Raw genomic sequence first — 26,406 nt, 5'->3', positions numbered from 1 at the left:
TCCCCTCTTTGACCCTGCGCCGCGACATCGCTGGATGCGGCATGCCGTCAAATCTAGAACGGCAGTCGCGCAAATTCAAGCAACTGGCGTCGGCAATCTCGCGCCCACGAGACATACAGTGGCGCCTTCTGCGAGCGAGCATCCATCTCGAGCATTGTCATGTCTTGATACATAGGGGCTCCGCACCTATCACAGCTTGATCAATCAATTGCGGCGGTATTGAATGAATGCTCCCGGCGCGGTAGGTCGCGGTCAGAATGGATCTCACGTCAACGTCACAAGGCGCGTCGCACGCGCCACGTTCGCGCGTGGCGATGGTAGTCGGGGCTTCCCAACATAGTTTTTTAGAATCAGGAGGCAAGGATGCTGAGCCTGCATGAAGTGGCTACCCTCATGCTCGTCATGAATGGCCCGGACGGTGTGGAGCTGGACCGCGCCGATCTTGAGGCCCTCGTCGAACACCGGCTGCTCCATGTCGAGACGCTCGAGTGCGGCCACCGACGACCATGTGTCACCACCAGCGGTCATGCCGTCCTCGATGCCATTACACACGTTCGTTGAGGTGTCTCTCCCACGGCGCGCCGCTGGGCGATACTGCGCGATGTTACGTTGCGCCACGATTCGATCAACTCGTATTCGGGTGCGTCCGTTGCTGCGAACACACGCCGGATCAAATTTCAGGAGCTCCATCATGAATCCGTTGCCAGCCGCCGAAGTCGGCGTCGCGCAGCAAGCGAATCTCATGCTTTTGGCCGAGCTGACCAATAAGGCGCTCAAAGGTTTCGAAAGGGTGGTCGAGCTGCAGCTACAGGCCGTGAAGGCAACCCTGGCCGAGACGAGCGACAACACGCAGAAGGCACTTGCGGTCAAGGACGTGCAGGAGTTGCTCGCGCTGCAAGTCGGCCTGATGCAGCCGACCGCTGAGAAGATGCTGTCGTACCACCGCCATCTTTATGACATTGCGCGAGCCACCCAGGCCGAGTTCGCCAAGGCCGCCGGGGCTGAATTTGAAGCGCACAACCGCCGCATACAGGATCTGGTTGACAACCTTGCGCAGAGTGCGCCATCGGGTTCGGAAGCCGCCGTGGGCGCTCTGTGCTCGGTGATCACTGCCACCAACAAGTGGTGTGAAATGATGTACCAGAGCGCGACGCAAGCGGTCGAGGTAGCCGAACAGAGCGTGCTTGCGGCTGCAGCAAAACAAGCCGTCGAGCCTGCCACAAATACCGCGAAGACCTGACGGGCGCAAGGCGCTCGTCCGCGCCTATGCGGTCAAGCTTCGATCAATCGGCGCCCTGGCTTGGCCTTGTCGCGACGCTGTGGCGACGTATATTGAAGCGTGTGCAGTCGTCGTCCGTGCGTCGTGATGGTGACGTCGGCGCTCGCTGCGGCGTAGCGGTGGCAGACGAGCTGGCTGTCCCGCCCACCTTGGATGGCGCTAGCCAGGTCAGATTGTGAGAGCCGCGCGAACAGACCCTCGTTGTGGAGTTCGCATGCTGTATCCATTCGTCGAATATCAGCGCTCGCTGCTTGCGCCATGGACGGCGTGGGTGGAGGCAGTCGCAAACGCATGGATCGAGCCGGGCAACCCCTGGTTCCCGTTGCCAGCTGCGTCATGTTTTGCCGCGGGCTGGGACATGCTGAACCGGTTCGGTAAGACCTATGAGAAGCCAGCCTTCGACATCAGGGCGGTCAACCATGACGGCCATGAGATTCCTGTGGTCGAGGATGTGGCACAGGACCGCCCGTTCTGCCGTCTGCTGCGCTTCGCGCCAGAGACGCCTGGCGCGAGCGTTGCCGCGCCAGGGCCGCAGCCTGTGGTGTTGGTTTGTGCCCCGCTCGCCGGCCATCATGCCGTGCTGCTGCGGGAACTCATCGAGACGCTGTTGCCCGAGCATGTGGTGTACGTGACGGACTGGAACGACGCGCGCCGGGTGCCGGCAGCGGACGGGCCGTTCACCCTGGAGGATTGCGTGGCCGAAGTGCGGGCATGTATCCGTGATATCGGCGTCGAACAGCTGCACGTGCTGGCCATCTGCCAGGCCACCGTGCCCGCGCTGGCAGCCGTTTCCCTGCTGGCCAGCGCAGGGCAGCCGACGCCAAGAACCCTGGTTCTGGTCGGCGGCCCGATCGACGCCCGCCGTAATCCCACCGCGGTCGGCCGCCTAGCTGCACGCCGGCCGCTTCCGTGGTTCGAACGGAACCTGATCCACGTCGTCCCGCCCCCCTACCCTGGTGCCGGCCGCAAGGTGTACCCGAGCTTCCTGCAGCTTGCCGGGCTGGTGGCGGCGCACCCGGACCGGCTGGTGGGGGCGCACTGCGATTACTACCTTGACCTCGTTCGGGGTGACATCAAGCATGCCGAAGTGCACCGGCGCCTGTGCGAAGAATACAACGCCGTGCTCGATCTGGCGGCCGAGTTCTATTTGGATACCATCCGCATTGTGTTCCAGGAATTCCGCCTGGCCGTCGGCGAATGGGATGTCCAGGGCGCGCCAGTGCGCCCCCAGGACATTTGCGCCACCGCGCTGCTCACGATAGAAGGCGAATTGGATGATATTTCCGGCCTCGGCCAGACCCAGGCGGCGCACGATCTGTGCCGGCGCGTGCCCGTTCCTCACAAGCGGCACATCTTGGCTCGCCGATGCGGCCACTATGATCTGTTCTCCGGGGCGCGTTGGCGGACCGAGGTCTTCCCGCGCATTCATGATCTGATCTGGCACTACGCGTAAGCCCCGGGGGTGGGCCAGAGGCGAGAATTCATGGTTCCTCGCAGGCGGGTACCGCGTCCCAAAGTGGGCGTGGACGATTTCGCTACGGATTTCGGTGGAAGGGGCTCAGGTTTCGGCGAACGGGCTCAGCGAAGGAAGGTGGTACGGCGCGGTCAGGGGACTGTCGCGCAGGTGATCACGATGCCCGTGTCTTTGGGTCGTATAGTGGCGCGGTCCGCCAGATCGCCGTGGAGGAGTCAGGGGGCGAGCACATAAGTACCCGGAGCATCTTCCAGTACGCTACCCCCGCCCATCGCCGGCGGGGCGCATTGTTTGCTGGAGTGCTCGGCCAGCCATTGCCGCCAGCATGGCCACCAGGAACCCTCGCAGATCGGTGGCCGCGCCAACCATTCGTCCGGATTCAAGGTGAGGCCACCCTTGGGCCTCGCGCAGAAACGATAGTGACGTCCGGCATGCCCAGGTTCAGACACGATGCCCGCGTTGTGTCCGCCGGAGGCAAGCAGGAAATTGATCTCGGTACTGGTCAGCAGGTGGAGCTTGTACACCGAGCGCCAGGGTGAGACATGGTCCCGTTCGGTGGCGACGACGAACATGGGCAGTCTGAGATCGGCGAGGGACACCGGCCGCCCCTTCGCACAGTATCTGCCCTCGGCCAAATCGTTGTTCAGGTATAGCCAGTGCAGATTCTCGCTATGCATGCGGTAAGGCAGACGTGTGGTATCGGCGTTCCACGCCATCAGATCGGTCGGCTCGGTGCGCTGGCCGAGCAGGTATTCGCGCGTCAATCGTGACCAGATCAGGTCACGCGAGTGCAACAGCTGGAAGGCTCCCGCCATCTGGCTCCCATCCAGGTAGCCTTGCTCCCACATGAGCGCGTCGAGATAGGCAAGTTCGCTGGCATCGATGAAGAGGCCGAGTTCGCCCGGCTCGCTGAAGTCGGTCTGTGCCGCGAACAACGTGACAGTCTTGAGCGGGGACGACTGCGGCCCGAGGTCGCGCCCCAGCGCCGCTGCGCCGATCGCCAACAATGTACCGCCGAGGCAGTAGCCAGCAGCATGGACCGGTGTCGCGCCGACAATGCGGCGCAGCTGCGTCAGTGCCTCGAGCAGGCCGAATTCGAGATAATCGTTCATGCCGAGCTCGCGCGCTTCCTCCCGCGGGTTCTTCCACGAGATGAGGAAGACCGTGTGCCCCTGTTCGACCAGATAGCGCACAAGCGAATTGTGTGGCGACAGGTCCAGTACGTAGTACTTCAGGAGCCACGAGGGAACGATCAGCACCGGCTCGTGCCAGACCGTCGCGGTCCGCGGTGAATACTGGATCAGTTCAATTAATGGATTGCGGTACACGACCTTACCGGGTGTGACGGCGACGTCTTGCCCGACATGATGGGCGGTGGATCGTGGGCGAGAGGTTCGCGCAGCGCCAGGGAAGATCTCCCGCAGGTCGTCGAGCCAATGGCGAGCGCCTGCCAGGAAGTTACCTCCGCCGGTCTCGGCCACCGCCCGCAGCACCTCAGGGTTCAGCCACCAACAGTTGCTCGGCGATAACATGTCTGTCCATTGCCGCGCCGAAAAACTGACCACGCGCTCATGGTGGGGAGAGACGTCGCGCAGATCGGTGGTTGCGTCCTGCCAAAACGCCTCCACTTGCGAAAACGTGTCACGCAACACCTGGAACGGCCAGCGATCCCAGTCGGGATGGGCAAAGCGCGGGTCGTCGCTGTTGGCAAGGGGAGCGGGCCGCCCCCCAAGATCAACGCACCATGGTTGCGCGATGCGCTGGACCAGCGCCAACTGCTTGCCTGGCGATCCGGCCAGGTGCCACGCCCAGTCCAGCCACGCCAGCCACAGCGCGACCGGCGAAATGCCCCCGGTGGCGCGAGCAATCGCTGCATGCAGGAGCCGGTCGACGCGCGTGCGCACCGACTCGGCCGCAGCACTTGGCGGCGACCACGTCGGATCGGCTGCGGCGGATGCGCCTGGCGCGAATCCGCCAGCACAGGGGGTGGCGGCAGGTTGCGTTGCGGTCTCCTCCAACATAAGCTCCGAATCGCCACTGCTGTGGCATGTTCCCAGGCGTTGTCAACCTGACGGAAGAAGGGCGAGCCGAGGTTGGGCGGCGCCAAGGCTCAGCAAGCAATAGACGGATTCTGGGGGAGTGCGGTAAATCGTGCCATGCAACGAGCGGTTTGCAATAGACCGAGGCGCGCCGCAAAGCGATTTGCTCTTCGTCATCGTACCATCTTACGTGACGCGAGCGCCAATCTGACAATGCTGTGAAACCATTGCCCGGCCCGCCGTTCTGGCATCGAGGAGTCGATCGCGGTCATTCGCTGTCCCGTTAGAATTCGCCCGCCTTGATGTCAGGGTACCAAACGCCGGGATGGCGTCAGTCTGGCCGGCGCGGATGGTCTTACGTCGACGCAGCGCCTGCACATCCTCGTCGGTAAACAACAGGTTTTTTTGCAGTGCGGCGAGGTCGGACACGGAGTACCGTGCGCGTGCCGCCGAAGCGTCGCCGCAAGCGGAGGCCGGGACCGGGGCGGATGGAAAGGCGCCTTCGTGCATGGCGATGGCTGCCTTCAGCACCGGCAGGCCCCTGGAAAGGGGCGGCAAAAACCCGGATGATGGCTACCATTACGTCCATCGAGGTTGCCCAACGTCCAAATTTGACGAGGACCCGGGCGCTTCACCGATCGACTACTTGTCGGCGCTCTTGGAGCAGAGCGCTTTCGCATGCGGGCGACGCTCTTCCATTCAGACGCCCTGTACGCCACACACATGTACGCGGCGCCCCCCGGTTGCGCGTTCCTGCACGTGCTGCGCTGCGGCGTAACGGAGGTCAGGCCCCCGCCCGCGCAGCGCGTGGAGCCGAGGCTGAGCCTTGTCGAGCCGACCCTTGCAGTTCCCGTTTGACCGGCAGAAGTCGTGTGCGCCTGCGCCGGCGCGGGATCGTCGGTCATCCGCAGCGTGTCACCGCCGCGCCAAATGGCTTGTGCGTCATGCCACATGGTTGAGCGCTAGCCGGGCTGCACCGTAGGTGCCCCCCAGCGGCTACCCTTGGCGCTGGTGGACCGCGTTGTGTCGACTTTCACTGTCGTGAATGACCTCCCTCAAGATCGGGTAAATTTGCGTCATCCAACGGCGGCCCGCGAAGACGCCATAATGCCCCACCCCGGCCTGGATGTAATGGCTCTTCAGATAGGACGGCAAGCCGCTGCACAGGTCCTGCGCCGCCGCAGTCTGCCCGAGCCCGCAGATGTCGTCGTTCTCCCCCTCCACCGTGAGCAGTGCGGTGTGGCGGATGGCGCGCGGGTTCACCTGACGGCCGAACACCCTCAGCTTGCCGAGCGGCAGCGCATGCTGTTGAAATACTCGGCTCACCGTGTCTAGGTAAAATTCGGCCGGCAGATCCATCGTCGAAAAATAGTCCGCGTAGAAGGCGCCAATCGCTGCCGCCTTGGCCGTGTCGCCCTGCGCGCGGGAATGGTAGCAATCGGTCAGCGCGTCAACGTGCCGCGAAAGGTTCATGGACATAAAGGCAGCAACCTGCAGGAAGCCGGGGTAGACGCGCCGACCGGCCCCGCTGAAGCGCAGCGGAACGACGTCAATCAGGTTCTCGAACCACGCCAGCGGTGTGCTGACCGCGAGTTCGTTGACCTTGGTGGGCTGGATACGAGTATCGTTCGGGCCAGCCATGAGGGTCATGCTGCGCGGTTGCGCCGGGTGGCCCGCCTCGGCCATCAGCGCCACGGCCGCCAAAGTGGCCACGGTCGGCTGACAGACCGCCACCACGTGCGTCCCCGGGCCGAGCCAGTCGAGAAAGCCTATCAACTGGGCGACAAAATCGTCAAAGCCGAAGGGGCCATGCGACAGTGGGACGTCGCGCGCATTGTGCCAATCGGTGACGTAGACGTCGTGGTCCGGCAGCATCGTGGCGACCGTGCCACGCAGTAGCGACGCGAAGTGGCCCGCGAGCGGGGCGACCAGCAACACCCGCGGTTGCCGCCGCGGCACCGCCTTCTTAAAATGCAGAAGGGAGCAGAACGGCGTGCCATGGGGCACCTCTTCGCTCACCGCAACCCGCTGGCCTTCGGCCTGAACCGCGTGGATGCCAAAGAGCGGTCGCTCATGCCGGAGGCGCACGAGGGCCAGCCATTCGTAGAGCGCGCAGATTTCCCGCGCCAACTCGGACACGCCTCTTGGCGACGCTGTGCAGGACGCAGCGGCTGCGCCAGCGGCCGCCTGCAGCGGGGCCACGAGGTCGGCAAGCGCCTGGTAAGCCTGATAGATCATCTGAGGAGCCGCAACAACCCAACCACCCGCAACGCTAGCCACCAGCATTACGGCCAGGATCGATAGAACATGCACATCGAATTGGCCGGCTTGATAGAGAGACATTCGCTACTGCAGGAAGTTCACCATGTCAAGGACTACCCTCACCATCAGCAGCAAAAATTATGGCGCCTGGTCGCTGCGCGGCTGGCTGCTGGTGAAGTTCAGCGGGCTCGAGTTCGACGAGATTTACGTGCCGCCTGCGGACCCGGGCGTCCGCGCGGAACTCTTGCTGCTCTCGCCTTCGATCCTGGTTCCCTGCCTCGAGCATGAAGGCATCAGGATCTGGGATACCCTCGCGATCGCCGAGTACCTGAACGAAGCGCGGCCAGACGCCGGTCTGCTGCCCACCGACCGCGTCGCCCGGGCGCACTGTCGGTCGATTTGCGGCGAAATGCATGCGGGCTTCAGCGCGCTGCGCTCGGCGCTGCCGATGAACCTGCGGGCCCATCGTCCCGGCTTCAAGGTCTGGTCGCGCGCGCAAGGCGACATCGACCGGATCACGGCCATCTGGCGCGAATGCCTGACGACCTACGGTGGCCCCTTTTTGTTTGGTGTACGCTCCATGGCCGATGCCATGTACGCGCCGGTCGTGACCCGCTTTCTCAGCTACGACGTGCAGCTCGATGAGGGATTGCTCGCCTATTGTCGGACGATCATGGCCATGCCGGAGATGCAGGAGTGGACCGATGCCGCCCGACAGGAACCCGACGAGATCGACGAACTCGATGTCGAGTTCTGAGTCGGGCAATTGGGTCGCGATCGACCCCGCGCGCGGCAGCCATCGATAGTCATGATGGCTGCCGCGGCAGGCCCGTGCAACGAGGCAGTGCTGGTCGACTGGTCAGCCGGAAAGGCGTGGATCTCAAGCTTTCATGGAAGCCTCATTTCACACCTTGATCAATCGACGTTCGCGGTATTGAATAAATTCTCCCGGCGCGCAGCGCAGGCACGCCGGGCAGCAGGATCCTTGCCGTTTTTTGCCGCCGCCTGCATCGCGCTTTGCTGCGGCTGTCATGACAACTTCCCAGCAGTCCAAGCCGATCAATCCAGGAGACGAGGATGCTGAGTCCTCATGAAGTGGCCACCCTCTTACTCGTCAAGGATGCACCGGATCACGCTGAGCTGGACCGCGCGGACCTGGACGCCCTCCTCGAACGCGAACTGGTGCAGTTGGAAAGGCTTGACTCGGGCCATCGACGCCCCGGCATCACCGCCAGAGGCGACGCGGTCCACAATGCCATTGCGCGCATCCGCTAACTAGTCCATCCCGCCGGCCCGGCGCACGATCCGCACTAATTCGCATAAGCGTGCCCTGGTCGATTCTGAGGAGACCCATGATGACGCCGTGGTCCGCTGAGCAAATCTCTGCCGTGCAACAAGCCAATCTCGCCATCGCGCTTGGCCTGACCAGCAAGGCCTTTGAAGGTTTCGAAAAGCTGGTCCAATTGAACTTGCAAGCCATGAAGTCGACGCTGGCAGAAACGCGCGAGAACGCTGAGAAGGCGCTCGGCGCGGGTAACCAGCAGGAGTTGCTAGCCTTGCAGGCCAGCATGCTCCCGCAGATCGGAGAGAAGGCGCTGTCGTACCAGCGCCAGTTCTTCGAGATCGGAACAGCCACCCAAGCCGAATTCGCCAAGGTCGCTGCAGCGCAATATGAAGCGCACAACCGCCAGATTCAGGAGCTCATCGACAATCTGGCGAGTAGCACACCGGCGGGTTCGGAAACCGCCGTGGGGACATTGACCTCGGTGATGACTGCCACTAACAAATTCTGTGAAGCGATGTTCCAGACCTTCCAGACCGCAAAGCAGGCGGTCGAGGTTGCTGAACAAAACGTCAGCGCGGCGAGCCACACGGCGTCAAAGGCAACCAAGCAGGCGGTCGAGCACACCTCGCGGACCGCAAAGGCATAACGTTGGCGACGCGCCGCAGAAGCTGTCGTCGTACCACCGCCGCGACTGGCGAGCCACTCTTTTTTGTCGATGGAGTGGAAGCGGCTGGTTGAGCCGATCGGCCTTCGGTGGCCAGGTATGGCAGCATCCCGCCCGCCGCCTCTGATCCGTGCGCGGAGTTTTGGCCAGCAGGGGATCCGGGGAGGCGTCCGGTGCAGAGCGCCTATCATGGCAACAGCCTGTCGCCCGGGTGCCGATGGAGCGGCGGCCAAACGTGAAGGGGGAACGATGTTCCAGCATCTCTTGGTGCCAACCGATGGGTCGGCACTCTCGGAAGGCGCGGTCCGTGTGGCGGTGCGACTCGCCAAGGTACTCCACGCCAAGCTCACCGGATTGCATGTCATCCCGGAGTACCGCGTCTTCACCCACCGCATCGACATGCTGGAGGATACGCAGGAGCGCTACGCGCAGCTTGCTGAACAGCACGCGGAGCAATTCTTGGGCGTGATCGCCCAAGCAGCTAAGGACGCGTCGGTGGCATGCGATACCATCTGCGTCGCCGGTGATCACCCCTTCGAGGCGATCATCCAGGCTGTCGAGGCGCGGAACTGCGATCTCATTGTGATGGCGTCGCACGGCCAAGCCGGTGTGCGGGGCCTACTGATCGGCAGCGAAACCCAGAAAGTCCTGACGCACTGCAAGATCCCGGTGTTGGTGTTCCGCTAGCACGATTCGAACGATTCCCCTACTCGATGCTAGCGTTCAGCGCCTTCATGACGTCGTCGGTGATATCGATGCGCGGATTCACGTAGACCGCTTCCTGTACGACCAGGTCGTACCCGCGCTGCTCGGCCAGCCGGCGAATCACCCGGTTGGCGTGCTCCTCCAGCTGGGCCAGCTCCTCGCTGCGTCGCCGCTGCAGGTCCTCGCCGAATGCCTGCTGCTTAGGGTCCAGGTCGGCCACTTCGCGCCGGCGGCGCTGACGCTCGGCATCAACCAGCGCGGCGGCGTCCTTGTCGAGTTGGTCGGCCAGGGCTCGGATCTTCCGGGCCATGTCCTGCAGTTCACGGACGCGCTGGGCAAACTCCTGCGCAAGCTTGTTCTGGGCCTGCTTAGCGGGCTGCGAGTCGCGCAGGATCCGTTCGGAATTCATTGCGGCGATGCGCGCGCGCTGACTGCGCCTGCGCCGGTGCGGTCGCGCACAGCGCGGCAGCGGTCAGGGATTGCGCAGTGGGGTTGACGGTTTCATGAATCGGAGCCTCTGTCAGTACGCCGTGGCAATCTGGAGCCTTGTCGCCGCCTATGGGAGTGCATCTCATCGATTCCACATTGGAGCCTTGCGCTAGGACACGTAGGACACCAAGCGCGCCGACTTGGAGCGGTGCGAGGCCGATGGGTGGCCATACCTCGAGGCGCTTTCGGGAGCCAGCCCTACTAGCGTGGCGGGCGTCGACTGGTGTAGATCGTGATTCGAGCCCTGACATGTTCAGCGGGCTGCGGGTATCGTCCGCGTTTGCCCCAATTAAGCCCAGCGATTTCTCACCAGCTCGCGCCCGGGGCGGCATGGTTCGGCTGGATCGCACATACACACTATGATCCGCCTGCCGCTGGCGCGACCAACCTCGCACTTTCCTGAGTCCCAGTGACGCAGGCCGGCTGCCTTCAGCGACTCAGTGCGGATAATCAGTATAGAGAATGCGGCGGCGCGCAGTATGGGCAATCCTGCTACGCCCTTTACAGAAGGCCTTCGCTTTTTCCGTGTTCCTATACCCGCAACTACAGCGTTCCTTGCCGTTCGCCTGCCTTGGGGGGGCGGCGCTGCGGGCTTATCCGGTACCACATGAACTTCAGAGCGTGTCAGACCCTACGCCTGGCTGCCGATCATGGGTCAACGCATATTGCCCGTGTGGCCTAGCGAATAGCGACCGGGTTGCGGCCAGACCGTCAGGCCATGCGGCTCCATACCGACCGGAATGGACTTGATTGAACCCGTCGTCGTGTCGATCGCGTAGACGACATCGTCAAACCGACCAGAGAGCCACAGCGTCTTGCCGTCGGCGCTAACATTGCCCATATCGGGGCTGCCGCCCCCCGGTATGGGCCAGGTCGCGACGACTTTGCGCGTGGCGAAGTCGATCACTGACACGCTGCCCTTGCCATGGCGCGGCCCGTGAACGCGATTGGAGCCGCGATTAGTGACATACAACCTGGTGCCATCACGGCTCGGGTACAGCCCATGCGTACCAATGCCAGTCTTGATGAAGTCGATCTTAATCAAGCGATCGCCGTCGACCACATGGACGCCACCGGCCATCATGTCGGCGACATAGAATACTTTGCCGTCCGGCGCGATGCGAATGTCCTGCGGCATGCCATTCCTGGCGAGTTGCAGATAGCCGACGACCTTGCGGCTCACAAGATCGATCTTCGCGAGGCTGCCATCGAATTCGCAGGTAAAGAGCGCGTACTTGCCGTCAATCGAGAAGTCGGCATGGTTGATGCCCTTGCACTGCGGGACTTCAAGGCTAGTTCTGAGTGCCATCGTGTGCGAATCGCGAAAATCGAGTCGCGCTTGCGCCTCCGCCACGACGATCGCTTCCTTGCCGTCTGGCATGAAGTACATGTTGTATGGATCGTCGACCCTTACCTCCTTGCCCGGCCTCCCGCTCTTCGGATCGATCGGGGTCAGGCTGCCGTCGGGCCGGCCTTCGGCATTGTTGGTCACCCACAGCGTGTGAAGATCCCACGAAGGGACGACGTGCTGCGGCCGGTAGCCGACACGAAACTTGTCGACCACTTTGCATGTCGCCGGGTCGATGACATAGACGTCGTTCGAGCGCAGATTGGGCACATAGACCCGCGGCAACGCCTCAGCCACCGCCGGGCTGAAGTGGTCGGCTCCCGCCTCGCTGTAGAGATTGCTCGCGTTCACGACGGGCGGCATGCCTGCCACTGTGGCAACAGCCGGCGCGGCGAATGCGGCGGGGGTAAAGGCCCCAAGCGCTCGCTGTGAAGGATGAAGCGAGCCTTGTGCGGAGAAGGTTCTTGCGTGCCTTTCATTCTGTCGCTAAGCTTAGCGACAGAATCTTAAAAGTCAAGTTCATGCCACACCGCCCCGAAGCCGTCATCAAGCAAGCCCGCGAGCGGATCGAGCGCATCCGGGAGACGCTCAATGAGATTGACTATCTGTGTTCCGGGACGCTACTGGAACGCATGAAGGTCTGCGGCAAGCCGGGCTGCCGCTGCGCGCAGGATCCCGACGCACGCCATGGCCCGTACTATGAGTGGGGGCACATGAAAGGCGGCAAGCTTGTCCATCGGACGGTCTCACCCGAGCAAGCCGCCGTGTTACGGCGTGCCATCGCCAACTATCGGCAGGCGAAGAAGCTGATGCAGGCGTGGGAGGACGAAACCGAACGCCTAATAGACGCCGAAGCTCCCCGCAAGCCCTGACCTACCGGGGCGCCCGGGAAATTACGCGGAAATTCGATCGGCGACCTGCGGAAAGTAAGGCTAAGAGCTACACCAAACAGGGGCAACATCACTCGACGAGCATGGAGCCGAACTGGACATCCTGTTGCAGAAGCGTCGCGACAAGGCCGCCGCCAAGCGCTTCTTCCAGCGGGTGCTGCGCTCCTGCCCGGCACCGCGCAAGATCGTCACCGACCAGTTACGCAGCTACCCGGCAGCAAAGGCCGACATGCCAGAACTGGCTAACCCACCCGCGATCGCGAGCGGCGCATGCGGGGCTTCCGCGACCGCAATCGGGCGCAGGCATTCCTATCGAGCTTCGGTCCGATCCGGCAACATTTCGCGCTGAAACGGCATCTGCTGCGTGCTTCGCTCTACCGCAAACATCTCGCCGCCCGATTCTCGGCCTGGCGAAACTTCACCGAAGTGGCCCAAAATCCGTCCACAGCTTTTTGACAGGGGGCACGCCGACCACTGCTTTGCCCCGTCACCGTTAAGTTGACAGTGCCCTGACAACGCTTGTTTCAGAGCTGCAACCCATATGGCCGCTACTGCCCACATGCAGGCCATCGGGGCAGGCCTCATCCATCATGGCGAGAGCAAGGTACGTTGCCACACATTGCGCACGATCCTTCCCCCTTGGCCTACGCCATACGCTGTTGCGTCGTAGTGCACGATCGCGATGCACAAGCGCATTGAATCAGGTAGTGGTGACGCGATCGCGCCAGGTGACTCATTACCTTCGCCTTCCAGGTGTTTCACATCTGCAACCATATCCAATCATGGCGATCACCCGTAGCCAATTCGAGTAATTTGCGTCTCAAACGCCATTTATTGCGGTATTTACACGACTTATCAATCACTTTTAGCCTTGCCAGTGTTAGCAGCGGAACAACGGCCTGGCGCCTGAACTCGTAACAACCCGGAAACATCTGGTTACACAGTATCGCTGCCGGCACATCCCTCAACTCCACGCCCCTTAAAAATCAAAGACTTAGCTCGCGTGGCACGGTCGTCGCGAATGAGGGCCAAAGCATAACGACGGAAGGTCTCTGAAGTTAGTCCCGACAAGGCGGCACGCGATGCCGCAGCGGGCCAGGAGACCAGCCGATGGCCAAGACGAACGATGGGCCGCCATGGCGGCCATCGAGGGGAGAAAACAGAGCCGGGCGAGCGCACAGCGACGCTGGCCCATGCGGGACCGGCGTTCTTGCCGGACAAGCCCGCCGTATCTCGCAGTGTTGCAGCACTTTCAGGCGTGGGACGGTTCCTGAAGAAGGTTGGACCGGTCCACGGCACCTGTCACGGCAGCCGCAGGGAGCGGCTGCACGCCGGGTGAGCGAGCGCTGGCGGACCCAGCCGCCGGTGCGACCCCTGAGAACGGTGGAGTCGGGGAGCCGCCCTGTCATTTGCGCTCCGGGGGACGTGCCGATCCTGTATCGGCCGGCGCTGGCAATCGCACGCGAAATGGCAACTTCCTGATTTGGCCCTGGCCGGCCCGTCCGGCTGAATCCTGTGCCTGTCTTCAGCGGGTGCATTTTTCCCTTGAACCATGACGTAAAGGAGAAGGACATGAACACCATGTTCCAAGGCATCAAGAACTTCGTTCGCGAAGAAGACGGCGCGGCCGGCATCGAGTACGCACTGTTGCTCGCTTTCGTGGCGCTGGTGATGGTCGCGGCTGCGACGACGGTGAAGGACTCGGTGAGGACGATTTGGACGTCGATCAACACCGCCTTGGCGGGCGCCGCAGCGCCCTGAGCCCGAGTAGCCAGCGTTTCGCTCATGGTCTTGCCGGGCGTCCGCACGGCAAGACCATGCACGCGAAGCCACAACAAGCAAACGCCCCGATCTCCGAGAGGGACCAACAGCATGCACCCGTTCTCACCTGCCACGACCTTCTGCCTGCTCGCCATGGTTGGCATTGCCGCCATCAGCGATCTGCGCAGCCGCCGAATTCCGAACTGGCTGGTTGTCGCCGGGCTGCTCGTCTCCCTGGTTTTACAGATTTCACAACTGGGTGCGGCTTCTGGCGCCTGGACATGGCTGACCGGTGCCCTCGCTGGCCTGGTGCCCTTCGTCGTGCTCTATCTCATGCGAGCGCTCGGCGCCGGCGACGCCAAGCTCATGGCCGCCATTGGCGCATTCGTCGGCCCTCAGCCATTGCTGTACATCATGCTGGTCACCTTCCTCGCCGGGGGAGTGATGGCGCTGGTGATGATCGCGATTTTCAGAAGCCCGCGCCAGGCGCTGGCAAGCATCTCGGTGATGTTGATGTCACTGCCGTTTGGGGTGACATCGGTCCACACCGCCGGGGAAGACAAGACACCAGGGTCCAGGCTGCCCTACGCCGTTCCAATAGCAGCAGGAGTGCTGCTGGTGGCAACAGACATGTTGTAGCGACAGGACTGGAGCGTCGAGGACGGGCGCTGGAGCAAGCCGCAAGGCAAACGATTCATGCTTGACACACGGGGGAGGACCACCAAATGAGAAACATTCGTGCATTCATCATGCTGCTCGTTGCGGCCTTGGCAGGCCTGGCGGCGGTGGTACTCGCCTCGCGCTGGATGATGCAACAGAGCGCCGGCACCACCACCAAGGTGGTGGTCGCTTCCACCGACATCAACCTCGGCCAGCGCCTGAGCCCCGAGTTCGTCAAGGTCGTCGACTGGCCGCGAGAAAGCCTGCCGCCCGGCGCGCTGACCGAGCAGAAGACCGTCGATGGCCGCGTCACCAAGAACAGCGTGATGCGCGGCGAGCCGATCCTCGAATCCAAGCTCACGCCCGCCGGGACAAGAGGTGGTTTGTCCGCAGTCATCGCAGACGGCAAGCGGGCCATCACCGTGCGCGTGAACGACGTGGTCGGCGTTGCCGGCTTCGCCCTGCCCGGCAGCTTTGTCGACATCATCGTGAACACGCAAAAGGACGCCAAGTCCGATAGCCAGCGCGAGCAGTCCATCTCCAAGATCGTGCTGGAAAAGATCCTGGTGCTCGCCGTCGCACAGGAAGTGAACCGCGACGAGACCAAGCCGAAGGTCGTCAACGCCGTGACACTTGAAGTCTCGCCGGAAGAGGCAGAGAAGCTCGACCTTGCACGCAGTGTCGGCTCGCTGTCGCTCGTATTGCGCAACCAGATCGACCCGCGCCCGGTTGACACCGCAGGCGCCACCAAACGCAGCCTGCTCAACGAACCGGTCCTGCCGGCAGCGGTAGCAGCGCCTGTCGTAAAGGCCGTCCAGGTCGTGCACCGGATCACCGAACGCAAGATCGCGGGCAACTGCGTTGGCGTCATCAGCGGCATGCAGCAAAACCAGGAGTGCTTCTAACAACGAAGTATCGAGCATGCAATACGCGGCCGCAGACGTCGCCAAGCGCCAGCCCCACTGAGCCGGGGCAACAACCGGGGGAAATCAAATGAAGCCACTCAGCCACCAGGCAGGCAGCCGTGCATCGGGGAACGGCGACAAGCGCAAACCTGCGCGAGACCACAGGCGCCTGCGCCTGAGCGCGCTGGCCACGCTGACCATGACCTGCGTCTGGCTCGCCAGCGAGCAGGCGCAGGCAGCGGACGAGACAAACAGCGCCACCACCGCAAACCAGCCAATGAAACTGGCGGCCAGCGGGCCGATTCAGCTCACTATCGGCGCCGCCGCAGTGCCTGCAGCACCGAGCGACAGCGGCGCAAACCGCGGACCGAGCTGCACCGGGGCTGCCGCTGAGCCCGCGCAGGTGACTGTGCCGGTCGGCAAGTCGCGCATGCTTCCGTTGCCGGAACCGGTGCGCACCCGAACGCTGGGCAATCCCAGCGTGGTACAGGCGATGCTCGTCGCACCGCAGACGCTTTACCTGCTTGGCCTTGAAGTGGGCACCACCAACATGATCGTCCAGGGCAGGAGTGGCCGCTGCACGATCATCGATGTCATGGTTGGCGCTGACCCGGGCGGCCTGCAGAGCACGCTGCACTCGCTGCTGCCGGAAGCCAAGGGCGTGCGCGTGGCCGCCGCCGCGGACAGCCTCGTGCTGAGCGGCAACGTGCCCGATTCGACCACCGCGCAAAAGGTGGTCGACATTGCCAACGCCTTTGTCATGCGCCAGACTCGCAGCCCGTTGCAGGCGCCAGCGCAACAGCTGGGCGGACCTGCCGGACAGCCCGGCGGCTATAGCATGGGCGGTGGGGGCGTGATGCAGGCCTCCTTGGGCGGATCAGCCAGCGGGCTACCGCTGCGCAGCCCGCGCGTCATCAACATGATGACCGTCGACTCGCCGCAGCAGGTGATGCTGGAAGTCAAGGTGGCGGAAGTCTCGAAGACGCTGATCGACCAGTTTGGCGCCGCGGCCAATATCAACGGCGCCTTCGGCAGCTGGAGCTTCGGCCTGCTGGCGAACTTCCTGTCGGGCGGCGCAGCCGCGCTCACCGGCATCAAGAACAACAACCTGCCCTTCGCCTTCAAGCTCGACGCACAGAAGACCGACAACCTGGTCAAGGTACTCGCCGAGCCGAACCTGATGGCGATTAGCGGCCAGGAAGCCAGCTTCCTCGCCGGCGGCAAGGTATTCATCCCGGTACCGCAAAGCTCCGGCGCAGGCGGCGCCGCTGTGGTCACGCTGCAGGAGGAAACCTTCGGTGTCGGGCTAAAGTTCACGCCAACCGTGCTGGCGAATGGCCGCATCAACCTCAAGGTTGCGCCGGAGGTCTCGGAACTGTCGCCCACCGGCGTCGCGCTGTCCGCACCGAACCTGAGCGGCATTTCCATCCTGCCGCTCATCAATACCCGCCGCGCGTCCACCACGCTGCAGGTCATGGACGGCCAGAGCTTTGCCATCGGCGGCCTGATCAAGAGCAACGTCACCGGCGCGCTCAAAGCACTGCCTGGCGCGGGCGAGCTGCCGATCCTTGGCAACCTGTTCCGCAGCACCAACTTCCAGCAAGACAAGAGCGAGCTGATCTTCGTGGTAACGCCGCGCCTGGTCAAACCGCTGCCTGCCAACTATCCGTTGCCCACCGACACGTTCGGTCCGCCGATCAATGGCGAGGTCTATATCAACGGCAGCATGGAAGGCCACCCCGTCAGCAAGCCGGTCAATGCACCGCCGCCGGGTTCGCCTTCGGCACCCATGCCCGCGCCGATGCCGGCCCCGGCTGCCGCCCCGGCACCGGTGACGCGCTTGCCTGCCCCGCCGGCGGAGCCTGTTGCCTCGACGCCCGCAGTGTCGACGCCAGTCATCGAACCCGTCGTCACGGCAACCAGCATCGATGCCGCGACCGCCACCGTGCCGGCCCAGTCGGGCACCCTCATCCAGTGACCAGGGGACAGATCATGACTATCCTGAAGCATCCCATCCGACTCGCCCGACCCGCCGCGACGCTCTCGGCAATCACGGCCCTTCTCCTGCTCGGCGGCTGCATGAACTCCACGCCCCGCTATGACGCGCAGTTCGGCGATGCCGTTCGCACGCTACGGGCCATGCAGACCATCAATCCGGAGGCATCGGGCAATACCGACCCGGTCACCGGGGTCGACGGCCGCGCCGCAACGTATGCGCTGGATCGCTACGGCATGTCGTTCCGCAACCCACCGACCGAGAACAATGCCTACGTGATCGGCGTGGGCAGCGGCAACAGCGGGTCGCCCTGAGCACCGGGCAAGACGTCTCGGAAACCGGCATTCCAAATGGGGTAGCAAGATGGCAAAGCTCTTACTGATCTCGGCAGACGAGACGCGTGCCCGGCAGTTGGCAGCACTGGCCGGGCAGGTTCGCACCACCCGGCAGGTACGCATGGTCTGCGCCACGCCCGAAGAAGCGCTCGCCACACAGGGACTGATCCATCCTGCTGATTTCGTCGTGCTGCAGGCAGATGAATTCAGCCCCGCCCTGCTGGACCGGTTGTGCCGGCGCTTTCACGATCCCGATGACATGCCCTGCATGCTGGTTACGCAGGCGCCAGGCGCAGACTTGCTGATGCGCGCCATGCGCGCGGGCATTCGCAGCGTGCAATGCTGGCCGCCCGAGGAGCGCGAGTTCTGCGACGAACTGGAGCGGCTGGCCAGCAAGAACGCCGGCGGTGTCGAAGGCGAAGCGCACACCATGGCCTTCGTGTCATGCAAGGGGGGCAGTGGCACGACTTTCACTGCATCGAACTTCGCTTACGCCCTGGCTGCGCTGCGCGGCAAGCGCGTGCTCCTGGTGGACCTGGTGCAGCAGTTTGGCGATGCCGCCTTTCTCGTCACCGACAAGACACCGCCGGCCACGCTGGCAGATCTGTGCGCCCAGGTCGACCGGCTCGACCTGGCCCTGCTCGACGCGTGCATCACGCACGCCCACCCCAACTTCGACGTCATCGCCGGCGCCGGCGATCCGGTGCGCGCCGGGGAGATCAAGGGTGCGCAAATGAAGCACATCCTGGAACTGGTGCGGCCCGTGTACGACGTGCTGATCTTCGACGTCGGCCAGGATATCAATCCGTCTTCGATCGTCGTGCTCGACCAGAGTGACACCATCTATCCGGTCCTGCAGCCGAGCCTGCCCTATCTGCGAGCCGGCCGACTGCTGATGAGCATGCTGCGCGCGCTTGGCTACCCGTCTGACCGCCTGCACATCGTCGTCAATCAATTCGAGAAACACGCGTCGGTCACCGTGCGCACACTTGAAGAGGCCTTGGGGGCTGAAGTCCGCCATCTTGTACCGCTCGACCCGAAGTCCGCCCGCGATTCCGCCAATCAGGGCGTACCGGCATTGCAGCTAGCCCCGAACAGCTCGATTTCGCGCGCTCTGAAGGAAATGGTAGATGCCGTCTACCCCCCGACTGCAAAGAAGGACGGCGGACTGCTGGGCCGGTTGTTAGGCCAGGGCGCGAGCATCATGCGGCCACCCCGCGCAGAGAAACACGCCTAGCGAGCCAGCCCGCAAGCAATAGACACCCTGTGGAGAATGAACATGTCACTGCGCGAACAACTCTATGAACGAGCCGGCGAAACGCTCTCGGAGCGTGTGAACGCGACGGTGCCCGCCACAGGTGTCCCGAATCCTTCCAGCGCGGCATACCAACAGCTCAAGCTCGAGATCCACGAAGCCATCATCGAACGCGTCGAACTGGACAAGCTGCAGCATCTTTCCCCGGAGCAGGTGAAGCGGGAGCTGGGCATCCTGGTCGAACGCATCATTGAGGAGCGCAGCATCCCGGTCAATGAATCGGAGCGCAAGCGCCTGGTTTCGGACGTGCGTGACGAGATGCTCGGCTTCGGCCCGCTGGAGCCGTTGCTCACGGACCCGTCGGTCTCGGACATTCTCGTCAACACATCGAAGCAGGTGTACGTGGAACGTCGCGGCAAGCTCGAACTGACCGACGTGACCTTCCATAACGACGCGCACCTGATGAAGATCATCGACAAGATGGTATCGCGCGTCGGACGGCGAATCGATGAATCCAGCCCGATGGTAGATGCACGCTTGCCGGACGGTTCCCGGGTGAACGCGATCATTCCACCGTCTGCAGTCGATGGGCCGCTGCTTTCGATCCGGCGTTTCTCCGCCAACCCGCTGATGATCAAGGACCTGATCGAACTGCAGACGCTGACCCCTCCCATGGGGCAGCTGATCGAGGCCATGGTCAAGGCCAAGCTCAACATCCTGATTTCTGGCGGCACTGGCTCCGGTAAGACGACCATGCTCAACATCCTGTCTGGCTTCATCCCGGCCAGCGAGCGCATTGTCACCATTGAAGATGCGGCCGAACTGCAACTGCGCCAGGAACATGTGCTGCGGCTGGAGACCCGACCGGCCAACATTGAGGGCCGCGGCGAAATCACCCAGCGCGCGCTGGTCAGGAACGCCCTGCGGATGCGCCCGGACCGCATCATCCTCGGCGAAGTACGCGGTGCCGAAGCGCTGGACATGCTGCACGCGATGAATACCGGACACGAGGGGTCACTTGCCACCATCCACGCCAATACGCCGCGCGATGCGCTGACCCGGCTCGAAAACATGGTCAGCATGGCCGGCTTGTCGCTGCCGCCAAAAACGATGCGCCAGCAGATCACGTCGGCCATCACGGTCATCCTGCAGGTCTCTCGTCTTAGCGATGGCCGCCGCAAGCTCATGAGCGTGCAGGAAATCACCGGGATGGAGAGCGACGTGGTGAACATGCAGGAGATCTTCACGTTCAAGCGCACCGGCGTGGATCACGAAGGCCGCGTCAAGGGCTACTTCTGTGCGACCGGTGTGCGACCACATTTCTCGGAGCGCCTGGCCGCCTTCGGCCTCAGCGTGTCGGAACGGCTTTATGAGCCCTCGGTCCGCTATGACGTCTGAAGACTTGCGCCCTGCGCAGGAGACAATGCCATGAACAACACCCTGCTTGGCTTCGCACTCGCCCTCTTCGTGGCCCTCCTGATGCTGATGATCGGAGGCTACCAGTGGTGGAACGCACGGCACGGCGCCAGCGCGCGGCGGTTTGGCCGCCGGCTGCGCGCGGCCTCCGAGGCAGCGTGGGAAGGTGATGCGCCGATCATCAGCAAGGTGCGCACCCTGGGTGGCTCGGCATGGTTTGCCAGCCTGCTGAAGAAGCTGCCGCGCGTGCACGCCCTGGACCGGTTGCTGATGCAGTCGGGTCTGCTGTGGACGGTATCGGCCTTCCTCTTCATGACCCTGGTGCCGCCCGTGGGCATGCTGCTGCTGGCGCTGCTGCTCGGATTGCCCGCGCCGGTTTCACTTGCACTCACCTTGCTATGGCTTCCCGTTCCACTCTGGTATGTGATGCGCCGGCGCCAGCGGCGTCTGCAGAAGATTGAACTCCAGCTGCCCGAAGGTGCCGACCTGATCAGCCGGGCATTGCGCGCGGGTCACTCGTTTTCAAGCGCACTGGATATGGCGGGCAGCGAATTGCCAGATCCGCTAGGGGCGGAGTTCCGGGTGACCTTTGATGAGATCAACTACGGCATGTCCATGCACGACGCTTTGACCAACCTGGCCAGCCGCGCACCGCTGGCCGACCTGCGCTACCTGGTCATCGCCGTGCTGATCCAGCGCGAGTCCGGTGGCAACCTGGCGGAGATTCTTGGCAATGTCAGCCACATCATCCGCGAGCGGATGAAACTGGCCGGCCAGGTACGCGTGCTTTCCGCGGAGGGTCGTTTGTCCGGCGTGATACTCGCGCTGCTGCCCTTCGGCGTGGGCGGGGCCATGTACTTGATGAATCCGGAATTCCTGATGCCGTTGTGGACCGATCCGGTCGGACCGTGGATTCTCGGTTATGCCCTTGCGCTGATGGTACTCGGGATCATCTGGATGCGCCGCATCATCCGGATCCACGTCTAGCCGGCAACGCAAAACGAACTGGAGGATGGGCCACGCCCAGCGCAATCATGAGAATTGAGCACATCATCATCCTGGCCCTCACTTTCGTGCTGACCTTCGGCGTAACCCTCGGCGCGCTGTGGCTGATGCAGCCGGATTCGCTGCGCCGGCGCATTACGCAAGTCATGCAAGCGCCCAGCAGCGTGGAAGGCTCTCCTTCAGAGAAACCGCAGCAGGACTGGCTGCAGACCCTGGAGCGCATGTCCAAACCACTGGCCAAGCTGTCGCTTCCCGGCGAGGGGTGGGATACCTCGGCGATCCGGACGCGCTTCATGACCGCAGGCTGGCGCAATCCTGCCGCGATCGCAGTCTACTTCGGCGCCAAGACGGTCCTGGCGGTGGCATTTCCCGCATTGCTGTTTGTACTGCTTCCACCCGCATGGAACGAAGACAGCCCACGCCTGCTGCCGACTGCCATGCTGGGGGTTGCCATCGTCGGCTTCTACCTGCCCGATCTCTTCATGCGCCGCACGATCAGGAATCGCCAGAGGCAGATCTTCGAGACCTTCCCCGATGCACTCGACCTGATCACGGTCTGCGTGGAAGCAGGCCTGGCCCTCGACGCCGCGCTGCTCAAGGTGGTGGAGGAATTCCGACGCGAGCGGAATCCTCTGGGCGACGAACTGGAATTGCTGGTGCTTGAACTGCGTGCCGGCCTGCCGCGCGAGAAGGCCTTGCGCAACCTCGCGCTGCGCACCGGCGTGGATGACGTGGAGATGCTGGTGAGCATGCTGATCCAGGCCGACCGCTTCGGCACCAGTGTCGCGGAGTCGCTGCGTGTGCATGCGGACTCGCTGCGTGTGAAGCGACGTCAACGTGCCGAGGAAACGGCCGCCAAGATCGCGGTCAAGCTCCTGTTCCCTCTGATCTTCTTCATCTTTCCGTCACTGATGGTCGTGCTGCTCGGATCCCCAGCGCTGGGTTTCTATCGCACACTGATGCCGGCGATGATGGGCGCCGGTGGCTGATCGCGGAGCGGCCATCTTGCAGCACGACAATCCATAGTAAGCCACGGGGAAGCTGCCATGCCGAATCACAAACCGATGCCGATGCCTGCACTGCGGCAGCACCTCTGCGAGACCGGCGCCAGCGCCGTTGAGTTCGCGCTGGTTGCACCCCTCTTTTTCTTGCTGATCTTCTCCATTGTGGATTTCGGCATGATGATGTTCGCCAACCTGACGATGCAGCATGCCGTCCGCGAAGGCGCGCGCTACGCGATCACCGGCCAGAGCAACCTGGATCCGAGCGCAGGCGCTAAGCAGCGCTACCTTGCAGTCGAAGAGAAGATCCGCTCGAGCTCGCTCGGCATCTACAAGATGTCGGGCGCCACCATCTCTACCTTGATCATCCCCCCCGTGGGGAGCGGCATTGCGCAGGCCAGCGGAGCCGGCATGTACGGGTCCGCTGGCGAGTTGGTGGAGATTCACGTGGACTGTTCGTGGCCACTCCTGACGCCGGTGGTCGCAGCCTTCTTCAAATCCACCGGCGGAAAGTACAACTTCCGCGTCGCCGCCACCATGCGCAACGAGGCTTTCTGATGAAACCGATCCGCGCCCTCGCCCGCAGAAAGGCCGCCCATGGCATCGCAGCCATCGAGTTCGGCATCTTGCTACCGGTCCTCATCTTCCTGACATTGCCGGTCATTGATTTCGGCCGCGCAATCCAGGCCAACCTGGTGCTTGTCAACCTGACCCGTGAGGGTGCGAGTCTCGCATCGCGTGCGTCGAACTACACACCGCAGTTCATCATGGACTCGCTCGGCGACACCGCGACGCCGATCCAGATGAAGCCGCAGGGCATGATCTACATCACCAAAGTCATGGGGCTGTGCGCCAAGGGCGAAACAACGTGCTCGCGGAATGTCGTACTGGAGCAGCACCACTGGCTTAACGGGTGGAAAGGCGCAGGCGGTTCGGCACCACTCAGCAAGGTGTGGAATTGCGGCAGTAACGGTACCAGTTGGGCGGGCAATGGCAGTTGCGGCAGCATCCCGACCGGCCCTTCGGCTCCGACAGCTAACGTCATGACCGGATCCATGCACGATGGGGAGATTGCCTATGTGGTCGAGGCCTACTACGGCTTCAACATGCTGTTCAAGGGTCTCACCATGGGTGTGCTGGCCATGCCCTCCATTGGCCCGAACCTTTATTCCATCACCGTGTTCTGACCCGCATGCAAGGAGGCGACATGACGCGCAAACCAGTTCGCAGACAACAGGGGCAGATCACGATCATCGTCGGGGTGTTGATGCTTGGCCTGGTTGGTATCGCCGGGCTGGGGATTGACGCCGGCATGGCTTACATCGTCAAGGCCAAGCTGAATGCAGCGGTGGACTCTGCCGCAGTCGCTGCGGCGCGCGCCGTCACCAACGGTGCTACCCGCGCGGACCAGACTGCCAATGCCAGGCAGGCTGCCAGCGAATTCTTCAATGCCAATTTCAAGACAGGATTCCTGAAGTCAACGGCGTCCCTCAATCCGGTATCGGTGGATTTCGATACGCCGACGCCCGGTGCGGTGACCCTGGGCGTGTCAGCGTCCGCCACGATGCCGCTGACACTGATGAAGGTCCTCGGCTTTTCCAACGTCGCCGTCGCCGCTACGTCGCAGACTATCCGCAAGGACCTTGACCTGATCTTCGTGATCGACTCGTCGGGCTCGATGGGCCCAGTGTGGTCCACAGTGAAGTCCAATGCGAACAGTTTTCTTGACCAGTTCAGTCCCACGTCCGACCGTGTAGGCCTGGTGCATTTTTCCGCCGGCGCGGTGTCCGATATCGCGATCAATACCGTGCAGCGCGGGTTCAATCGCACTGCGATGAAGACCAAGATAAGCGGTCTTTCCAGCAATGGCACCACCAACTATGCCGAAGGGCTGTACCAGGCGCGCGTACAACTCGATTCGATATTGCAGGCGAACCGGTCCAGCCTGCGCGTCGTCGTGTTCTTCTCGGACGGTGAACCCAATACGCTGGCCGCCACCTACAACATGGGCACGCGCACGGACGTGACGACTACAACTAGGGTCTACACCTGCGCCAAGAATCAGACGAGCAACTGCCCATACACCGAGACAAAGAACACCACGAGCAATACTGTGAACGCCAACAAGACTTGTGCGGGCGGCGCCAGTGGCACATCGGATCCGCCATCCGGGCTGTATGAACCTAACCAGCAGTCCAAGCCGATGTCGAACCCCTGTGCGACAAGCTCGAACAATAGTTCCTCGGGAAATCTTGGGAATGGGAAGAAATCGGGATCCTTCACCCAGAAGGATACGACTGTCTACTATGGCCCGACCGCCATGCCGGCGACCTACGACGTTCGCCAGGAGACGGATCCGGCGCTAAAGTTCAAGATCGTCGGCAGCCAGGCGACCACTGGTTCCGGCTTGCCGGTAGACGCCACCTTCAGCACGCAGAACCTCATGAACGCCTCGACCAACGTAGCGCTGGAGATGGCTACCTACCTGCGCCAGCACAATGTGTATATCTTCACCCTTGGCCTGGATGGCAACGGCGGCTTCAACGAAGACCTGCTCAAGAACATGGCCAACACGAGTGATGCCAAACTGTACAAATCGGATCAACCCAGCGGCGTCTATTGCTACGCCAAGACCATCGACGACTTAAAGCCTTGCTTCTCCAAGCTGGCTTCCGAAATCCTGCGTATTTCCAAGTAAGCGCGCAACGCGCTAGAACCCACGCCGCTCGCTCGCATTGGGGCTGCAACGGGTTCCCCCCTTTGGCCCGGCCCTGACCGGGCTGTTTTTTTCGGGGAGTGAGTGTGGCACAGCATGGCTCTTGGAGGGAGTCATCTTGTCGCATGCATTATCGGTGCTATTCCAGCCAGCGGTATAGCGGATTTTGTCGTCGGTGACGTCATAATCGCCATTGCCATTGCAGTCGGCAAACACCAGCCGGCCGTTGCCCCAGGTGTTGAATCCGGTGCAGCTGGCGCCGTTGGTGGACGGGCATCACCGACTGCCCGCGCCGAATGGCTTCGCTGCGGGCCAGTTGCAGGTCGCCGACCATGGCGCTTGCCTCGCCCAATACACGGCTGTTTTGGATCAGTGATGTGAAGGAGGGGCTGGCCACGGCCGCCAGAATCCCGATGATGGCCACCACGGCCATCAGCTCGACGAGCGTCAGCCCGCGTTGCCGACGCTCGAGACGCCTGCGCACGGACAACGGCCCTGCCAACATGGCGGCCGTCCGCACCCCACCGCTCGAAGCGTGCAAGCCCGATTCGACGCAATCCGCGACTGGTGCACTGCTGCTGCCTGGCAGCGGCAGGCACTCTGGAGACTGGTGACCGAACTGGGTCGCACGGCGTTGCGCCGTCGCCCCATGTCAACGGTTGCGCAATGGTGCCGCCGCAAGCGATGGTGTATAACTCTGAATGACCCGGCTCATATTGACCCCCGCTGCAATGTTCTAATCTGGCAATGGCGTCCCACTCTGAGGCAGAAGCACCGGCCCATACCCGAAGTTCCTTTTATGACTCGCGCCGCCTATCGCCTCCCTACGACGACGCGCACCTTCCATATAGCGGAACGATTACTAATCTGCTATTCCGCAATAGTGGGGTGGGGAACTTAGCAAAACGTGTCAATTGCGGC

25 protein-coding genes and 3 pseudogenes are annotated in these 26,406 nt (G+C 62.8%); 20 read left to right on the top strand and 8 right to left on the bottom strand.

The window, feature by feature from the left end:
- Positions 1-264 precede the first annotated feature (264 nt).
- Entirely contained in the window at positions 265-693 is a 429-nt protein-coding gene (locus RS901_RS35515; protein WP_316157595.1) for a hypothetical protein, read from the bottom strand.
- Here RS901_RS35515 and RS901_RS35510 point away from each other — a divergent pair.
- Together RS901_RS35510 and phaZ are read left to right on the top strand one after the other, a co-directional pair.
- Positions 692-1,240 (top strand): phasin family protein, encoded by a 549-nt coding sequence (locus RS901_RS35510; RefSeq protein ID WP_316157594.1) that lies wholly within the window; start codon positions 692-694, stop codon positions 1,238-1,240. The genes RS901_RS35515 and RS901_RS35510 overlap by 2 nt on opposite strands.
- A 253-nt stretch (positions 1,241-1,493) precedes the next feature.
- A complete protein-coding gene (gene phaZ, locus RS901_RS35505; protein ID WP_316157593.1) occupies positions 1,494-2,732 on the top strand; it encodes a polyhydroxyalkanoate depolymerase in 1,239 nt (412 codons plus the stop codon).
- 236 nt (positions 2,733-2,968) lie between these two features.
- Here phaZ and RS901_RS35500 read toward each other — a convergent pair whose 3' ends face one another.
- From RS901_RS35500 to RS901_RS35490, 3 genes are all read right to left on the bottom strand, one after another.
- Positions 2,969-4,774: a PHA/PHB synthase family protein gene (locus RS901_RS35500; RefSeq protein ID WP_316157592.1), complete on the bottom strand. Its 1,806-nt coding sequence runs from the start codon at positions 4,772-4,774 to the stop codon at positions 2,969-2,971.
- A gap of 204 nt (positions 4,775-4,978) precedes the next feature.
- Positions 4,979-5,221 (bottom strand): hypothetical protein, encoded by a 243-nt coding sequence (locus RS901_RS35495; RefSeq protein ID WP_316157591.1) that lies wholly within the window; start codon positions 5,219-5,221, stop codon positions 4,979-4,981.
- Between the two features lie 567 nt (positions 5,222-5,788).
- Complete coding sequence (locus RS901_RS35490; protein WP_410054258.1) at positions 5,789-7,135, bottom strand: polyhydroxyalkanoate depolymerase; 1,347 nt, start codon at positions 7,133-7,135, stop codon at positions 5,789-5,791.
- Between the two features lie 22 nt (positions 7,136-7,157).
- On the opposite strand from RS901_RS35490, the gene RS901_RS35485 reads away from it, so the two are divergent.
- On the top strand, positions 7,158-7,811 hold the full coding sequence (locus RS901_RS35485) for a glutathione S-transferase family protein (RefSeq protein WP_316157590.1): 654 nt from the start codon (positions 7,158-7,160) through the stop codon (positions 7,809-7,811).
- 147 nt (positions 7,812-7,958) lie between these two features.
- Here RS901_RS35485 and RS901_RS35480 read toward each other — a convergent pair whose 3' ends face one another.
- Complete coding sequence (locus RS901_RS35480) at positions 7,959-8,087, bottom strand: hypothetical protein (RefSeq protein ID WP_316157589.1); 129 nt, start codon at positions 8,085-8,087, stop codon at positions 7,959-7,961.
- A 44-nt stretch (positions 8,088-8,131) separates the two neighbouring features.
- On the opposite strand from RS901_RS35480, the gene RS901_RS35475 reads away from it, so the two are divergent.
- The 3 genes from RS901_RS35475 (at position 8,132) to RS901_RS35465 (ending at position 9,690) form a co-directional block, all read left to right on the top strand.
- Positions 8,132-8,329: a hypothetical protein gene (locus tag RS901_RS35475; protein ID WP_316157588.1), complete on the top strand. Its 198-nt coding sequence runs from the start codon at positions 8,132-8,134 to the stop codon at positions 8,327-8,329.
- 80 nt (positions 8,330-8,409) lie between these two features.
- On the top strand, positions 8,410-8,985 hold the full coding sequence (gene phaP, locus RS901_RS35470; protein WP_316157619.1) for a TIGR01841 family phasin: 576 nt from the start codon (positions 8,410-8,412) through the stop codon (positions 8,983-8,985).
- 267 nt (positions 8,986-9,252) lie between these two features.
- Entirely contained in the window at positions 9,253-9,690 is a 438-nt protein-coding gene (locus tag RS901_RS35465) for a universal stress protein (protein WP_316157587.1), read from the top strand.
- Between the two features lie 19 nt (positions 9,691-9,709).
- On the opposite strand, the pseudogene RS901_RS35460 reads toward RS901_RS35465, so the two are convergent.
- Together RS901_RS35460 and RS901_RS35455 are read right to left on the bottom strand one after the other, a co-directional pair.
- Positions 9,710-10,217 (bottom strand): annotated as a pseudogene (locus RS901_RS35460) (OmpH family outer membrane protein).
- A gap of 635 nt (positions 10,218-10,852) precedes the next feature.
- Positions 10,853-11,947, bottom strand: a pseudogene (locus RS901_RS35455) (hypothetical protein); the annotation flags it as partial.
- Between the two features lie 62 nt (positions 11,948-12,009).
- Between RS901_RS35455 and RS901_RS35450 the strand changes: the two are divergent.
- From RS901_RS35450 to RS901_RS35385, 14 genes and pseudogenes are all read left to right on the top strand, one after another.
- Positions 12,010-12,417 carry a DUF6788 family protein gene (locus RS901_RS35450; RefSeq protein WP_316157466.1) on the top strand — a complete coding sequence of 136 codons (408 nt, stop codon included), beginning with the start codon at positions 12,010-12,012 and terminating at the stop codon, positions 12,415-12,417.
- An 88-nt stretch (positions 12,418-12,505) separates the two neighbouring features.
- Positions 12,506-12,891: pseudogene (locus RS901_RS35445) on the top strand (DDE-type integrase/transposase/recombinase); the annotation flags it as partial.
- Between the two features lie 1,116 nt (positions 12,892-14,007).
- Positions 14,008-14,196, top strand: a complete 189-nt coding sequence (locus tag RS901_RS35440; RefSeq protein ID WP_410054257.1) for a Flp family type IVb pilin — start codon at positions 14,008-14,010, stop codon at positions 14,194-14,196.
- Positions 14,197-14,307: 111 nt separating this feature from the next.
- Positions 14,308-14,835 (top strand): A24 family peptidase, encoded by a 528-nt coding sequence (locus RS901_RS35435; protein ID WP_316157585.1) that lies wholly within the window; start codon positions 14,308-14,310, stop codon positions 14,833-14,835.
- A gap of 86 nt (positions 14,836-14,921) precedes the next feature.
- On the top strand, positions 14,922-15,761 hold the full coding sequence (gene cpaB / locus RS901_RS35430; RefSeq protein ID WP_316157584.1) for a Flp pilus assembly protein CpaB: 840 nt from the start codon (positions 14,922-14,924) through the stop codon (positions 15,759-15,761).
- An 88-nt stretch (positions 15,762-15,849) separates the two neighbouring features.
- The gene (locus RS901_RS35425) at positions 15,850-17,739 is read left to right on the top strand and encodes a type II and III secretion system protein family protein (protein WP_316157583.1); all 1,890 of its coding nucleotides are present in this window, start codon (positions 15,850-15,852) and stop codon (positions 17,737-17,739) included.
- 14 nt (positions 17,740-17,753) lie between these two features.
- A complete protein-coding gene (locus RS901_RS35420; RefSeq protein WP_316157582.1) occupies positions 17,754-18,071 on the top strand; it encodes a hypothetical protein in 318 nt (105 codons plus the stop codon).
- Positions 18,072-18,168: 97 nt separating this feature from the next.
- Positions 18,169-19,329, top strand: coding sequence for an AAA family ATPase (locus tag RS901_RS35415; RefSeq protein WP_316157581.1), 1,161 nt, complete (start codon positions 18,169-18,171; stop codon positions 19,327-19,329).
- Positions 19,330-19,371: 42 nt separating this feature from the next.
- On the top strand, positions 19,372-20,745 hold the full coding sequence (locus RS901_RS35410; RefSeq protein WP_316157580.1) for a CpaF family protein: 1,374 nt from the start codon (positions 19,372-19,374) through the stop codon (positions 20,743-20,745).
- A gap of 30 nt (positions 20,746-20,775) precedes the next feature.
- Positions 20,776-21,750: a type II secretion system F family protein gene (locus RS901_RS35405; protein ID WP_316157579.1), complete on the top strand. Its 975-nt coding sequence runs from the start codon at positions 20,776-20,778 to the stop codon at positions 21,748-21,750.
- Between the two features lie 47 nt (positions 21,751-21,797).
- Positions 21,798-22,757 carry a type II secretion system F family protein gene (locus RS901_RS35400; protein WP_316157578.1) on the top strand — a complete coding sequence of 320 codons (960 nt, stop codon included), beginning with the start codon at positions 21,798-21,800 and terminating at the stop codon, positions 22,755-22,757.
- A gap of 57 nt (positions 22,758-22,814) precedes the next feature.
- Complete coding sequence (locus RS901_RS35395) at positions 22,815-23,327, top strand: TadE/TadG family type IV pilus assembly protein (protein WP_316157577.1); 513 nt, start codon at positions 22,815-22,817, stop codon at positions 23,325-23,327.
- On the top strand, positions 23,327-23,956 hold the full coding sequence (locus RS901_RS35390) for a TadE/TadG family type IV pilus assembly protein (RefSeq protein ID WP_316157576.1): 630 nt from the start codon (positions 23,327-23,329) through the stop codon (positions 23,954-23,956). The genes RS901_RS35395 and RS901_RS35390 overlap by 1 nt, the downstream gene beginning before the upstream one ends.
- A 20-nt stretch (positions 23,957-23,976) precedes the next feature.
- Complete coding sequence (locus tag RS901_RS35385) at positions 23,977-25,467, top strand: VWA domain-containing protein (protein WP_316157575.1); 1,491 nt, start codon at positions 23,977-23,979, stop codon at positions 25,465-25,467.
- A gap of 199 nt (positions 25,468-25,666) precedes the next feature.
- Here RS901_RS35385 and RS901_RS35380 read toward each other — a convergent pair whose 3' ends face one another.
- A complete protein-coding gene (locus tag RS901_RS35380) occupies positions 25,667-26,026 on the bottom strand; it encodes a pilus assembly FimT family protein (protein ID WP_316157574.1) in 360 nt (119 codons plus the stop codon).
- Between the last annotated feature and the right edge of the window lie 380 nt (positions 26,027-26,406).

The organism is Cupriavidus sp. BIC8F (assembly GCF_032465815.1).
GTDB classification, from domain to species: Bacteria; Pseudomonadota; Gammaproteobacteria; order Burkholderiales; family Burkholderiaceae; genus Cupriavidus; species Cupriavidus necator.
This window is presented reverse-complemented; position numbering and strand designations above follow the sequence as displayed.

What these genes read in the sequence shown, in the direction of transcription:
- RS901_RS35510 (WP_316157594.1), top strand. Translation starts at nt 692, where the DNA reads ATGAATCCGTTGCCAGCCGCCGAAGTCGGCGTCGCGCAGCAAGCGAAT.
- RS901_RS35515 (WP_316157595.1), bottom strand. Translation starts at nt 693, where the DNA reads ATGATGGAGCTCCTGAAATTTGATCCGGCGTGTGTTCGCAGCAACGGA.
- phaZ (WP_316157593.1), top strand. Translation starts at nt 1,494, where the DNA reads ATGCTGTATCCATTCGTCGAATATCAGCGCTCGCTGCTTGCGCCATGG.
- RS901_RS35500 (WP_316157592.1), bottom strand. Translation starts at nt 4,774, where the DNA reads ATGTTGGAGGAGACCGCAACGCAACCTGCCGCCACCCCCTGTGCTGGC.
- RS901_RS35490 (WP_410054258.1), bottom strand. Translation starts at nt 7,135, where the DNA reads ATGTCTCTCTATCAAGCCGGCCAATTCGATGTGCATGTTCTATCGATC.
- RS901_RS35485 (WP_316157590.1), top strand. Translation starts at nt 7,158, where the DNA reads ATGTCAAGGACTACCCTCACCATCAGCAGCAAAAATTATGGCGCCTGG.
- RS901_RS35480 (WP_316157589.1), bottom strand. Translation starts at nt 8,087, where the DNA reads ATGACAGCCGCAGCAAAGCGCGATGCAGGCGGCGGCAAAAAACGGCAA.
- RS901_RS35475 (WP_316157588.1), top strand. Translation starts at nt 8,132, where the DNA reads ATGCTGAGTCCTCATGAAGTGGCCACCCTCTTACTCGTCAAGGATGCA.
- phaP (WP_316157619.1), top strand. Translation starts at nt 8,410, where the DNA reads ATGACGCCGTGGTCCGCTGAGCAAATCTCTGCCGTGCAACAAGCCAAT.
- RS901_RS35465 (WP_316157587.1), top strand. Translation starts at nt 9,253, where the DNA reads ATGTTCCAGCATCTCTTGGTGCCAACCGATGGGTCGGCACTCTCGGAA.
- RS901_RS35440 (WP_410054257.1), top strand. Translation starts at nt 14,008, where the DNA reads ATGAACACCATGTTCCAAGGCATCAAGAACTTCGTTCGCGAAGAAGAC.
- RS901_RS35435 (WP_316157585.1), top strand. Translation starts at nt 14,308, where the DNA reads ATGCACCCGTTCTCACCTGCCACGACCTTCTGCCTGCTCGCCATGGTT.
- cpaB (WP_316157584.1), top strand. Translation starts at nt 14,922, where the DNA reads ATGAGAAACATTCGTGCATTCATCATGCTGCTCGTTGCGGCCTTGGCA.
- RS901_RS35425 (WP_316157583.1), top strand. Translation starts at nt 15,850, where the DNA reads ATGAAGCCACTCAGCCACCAGGCAGGCAGCCGTGCATCGGGGAACGGC.
- RS901_RS35420 (WP_316157582.1), top strand. Translation starts at nt 17,754, where the DNA reads ATGACTATCCTGAAGCATCCCATCCGACTCGCCCGACCCGCCGCGACG.
- RS901_RS35410 (WP_316157580.1), top strand. Translation starts at nt 19,372, where the DNA reads ATGTCACTGCGCGAACAACTCTATGAACGAGCCGGCGAAACGCTCTCG.
- RS901_RS35405 (WP_316157579.1), top strand. Translation starts at nt 20,776, where the DNA reads ATGAACAACACCCTGCTTGGCTTCGCACTCGCCCTCTTCGTGGCCCTC.
- RS901_RS35400 (WP_316157578.1), top strand. Translation starts at nt 21,798, where the DNA reads ATGAGAATTGAGCACATCATCATCCTGGCCCTCACTTTCGTGCTGACC.
- RS901_RS35395 (WP_316157577.1), top strand. Translation starts at nt 22,815, where the DNA reads ATGCCGAATCACAAACCGATGCCGATGCCTGCACTGCGGCAGCACCTC.
- RS901_RS35390 (WP_316157576.1), top strand. Translation starts at nt 23,327, where the DNA reads ATGAAACCGATCCGCGCCCTCGCCCGCAGAAAGGCCGCCCATGGCATC.
- RS901_RS35385 (WP_316157575.1), top strand. Translation starts at nt 23,977, where the DNA reads ATGACGCGCAAACCAGTTCGCAGACAACAGGGGCAGATCACGATCATC.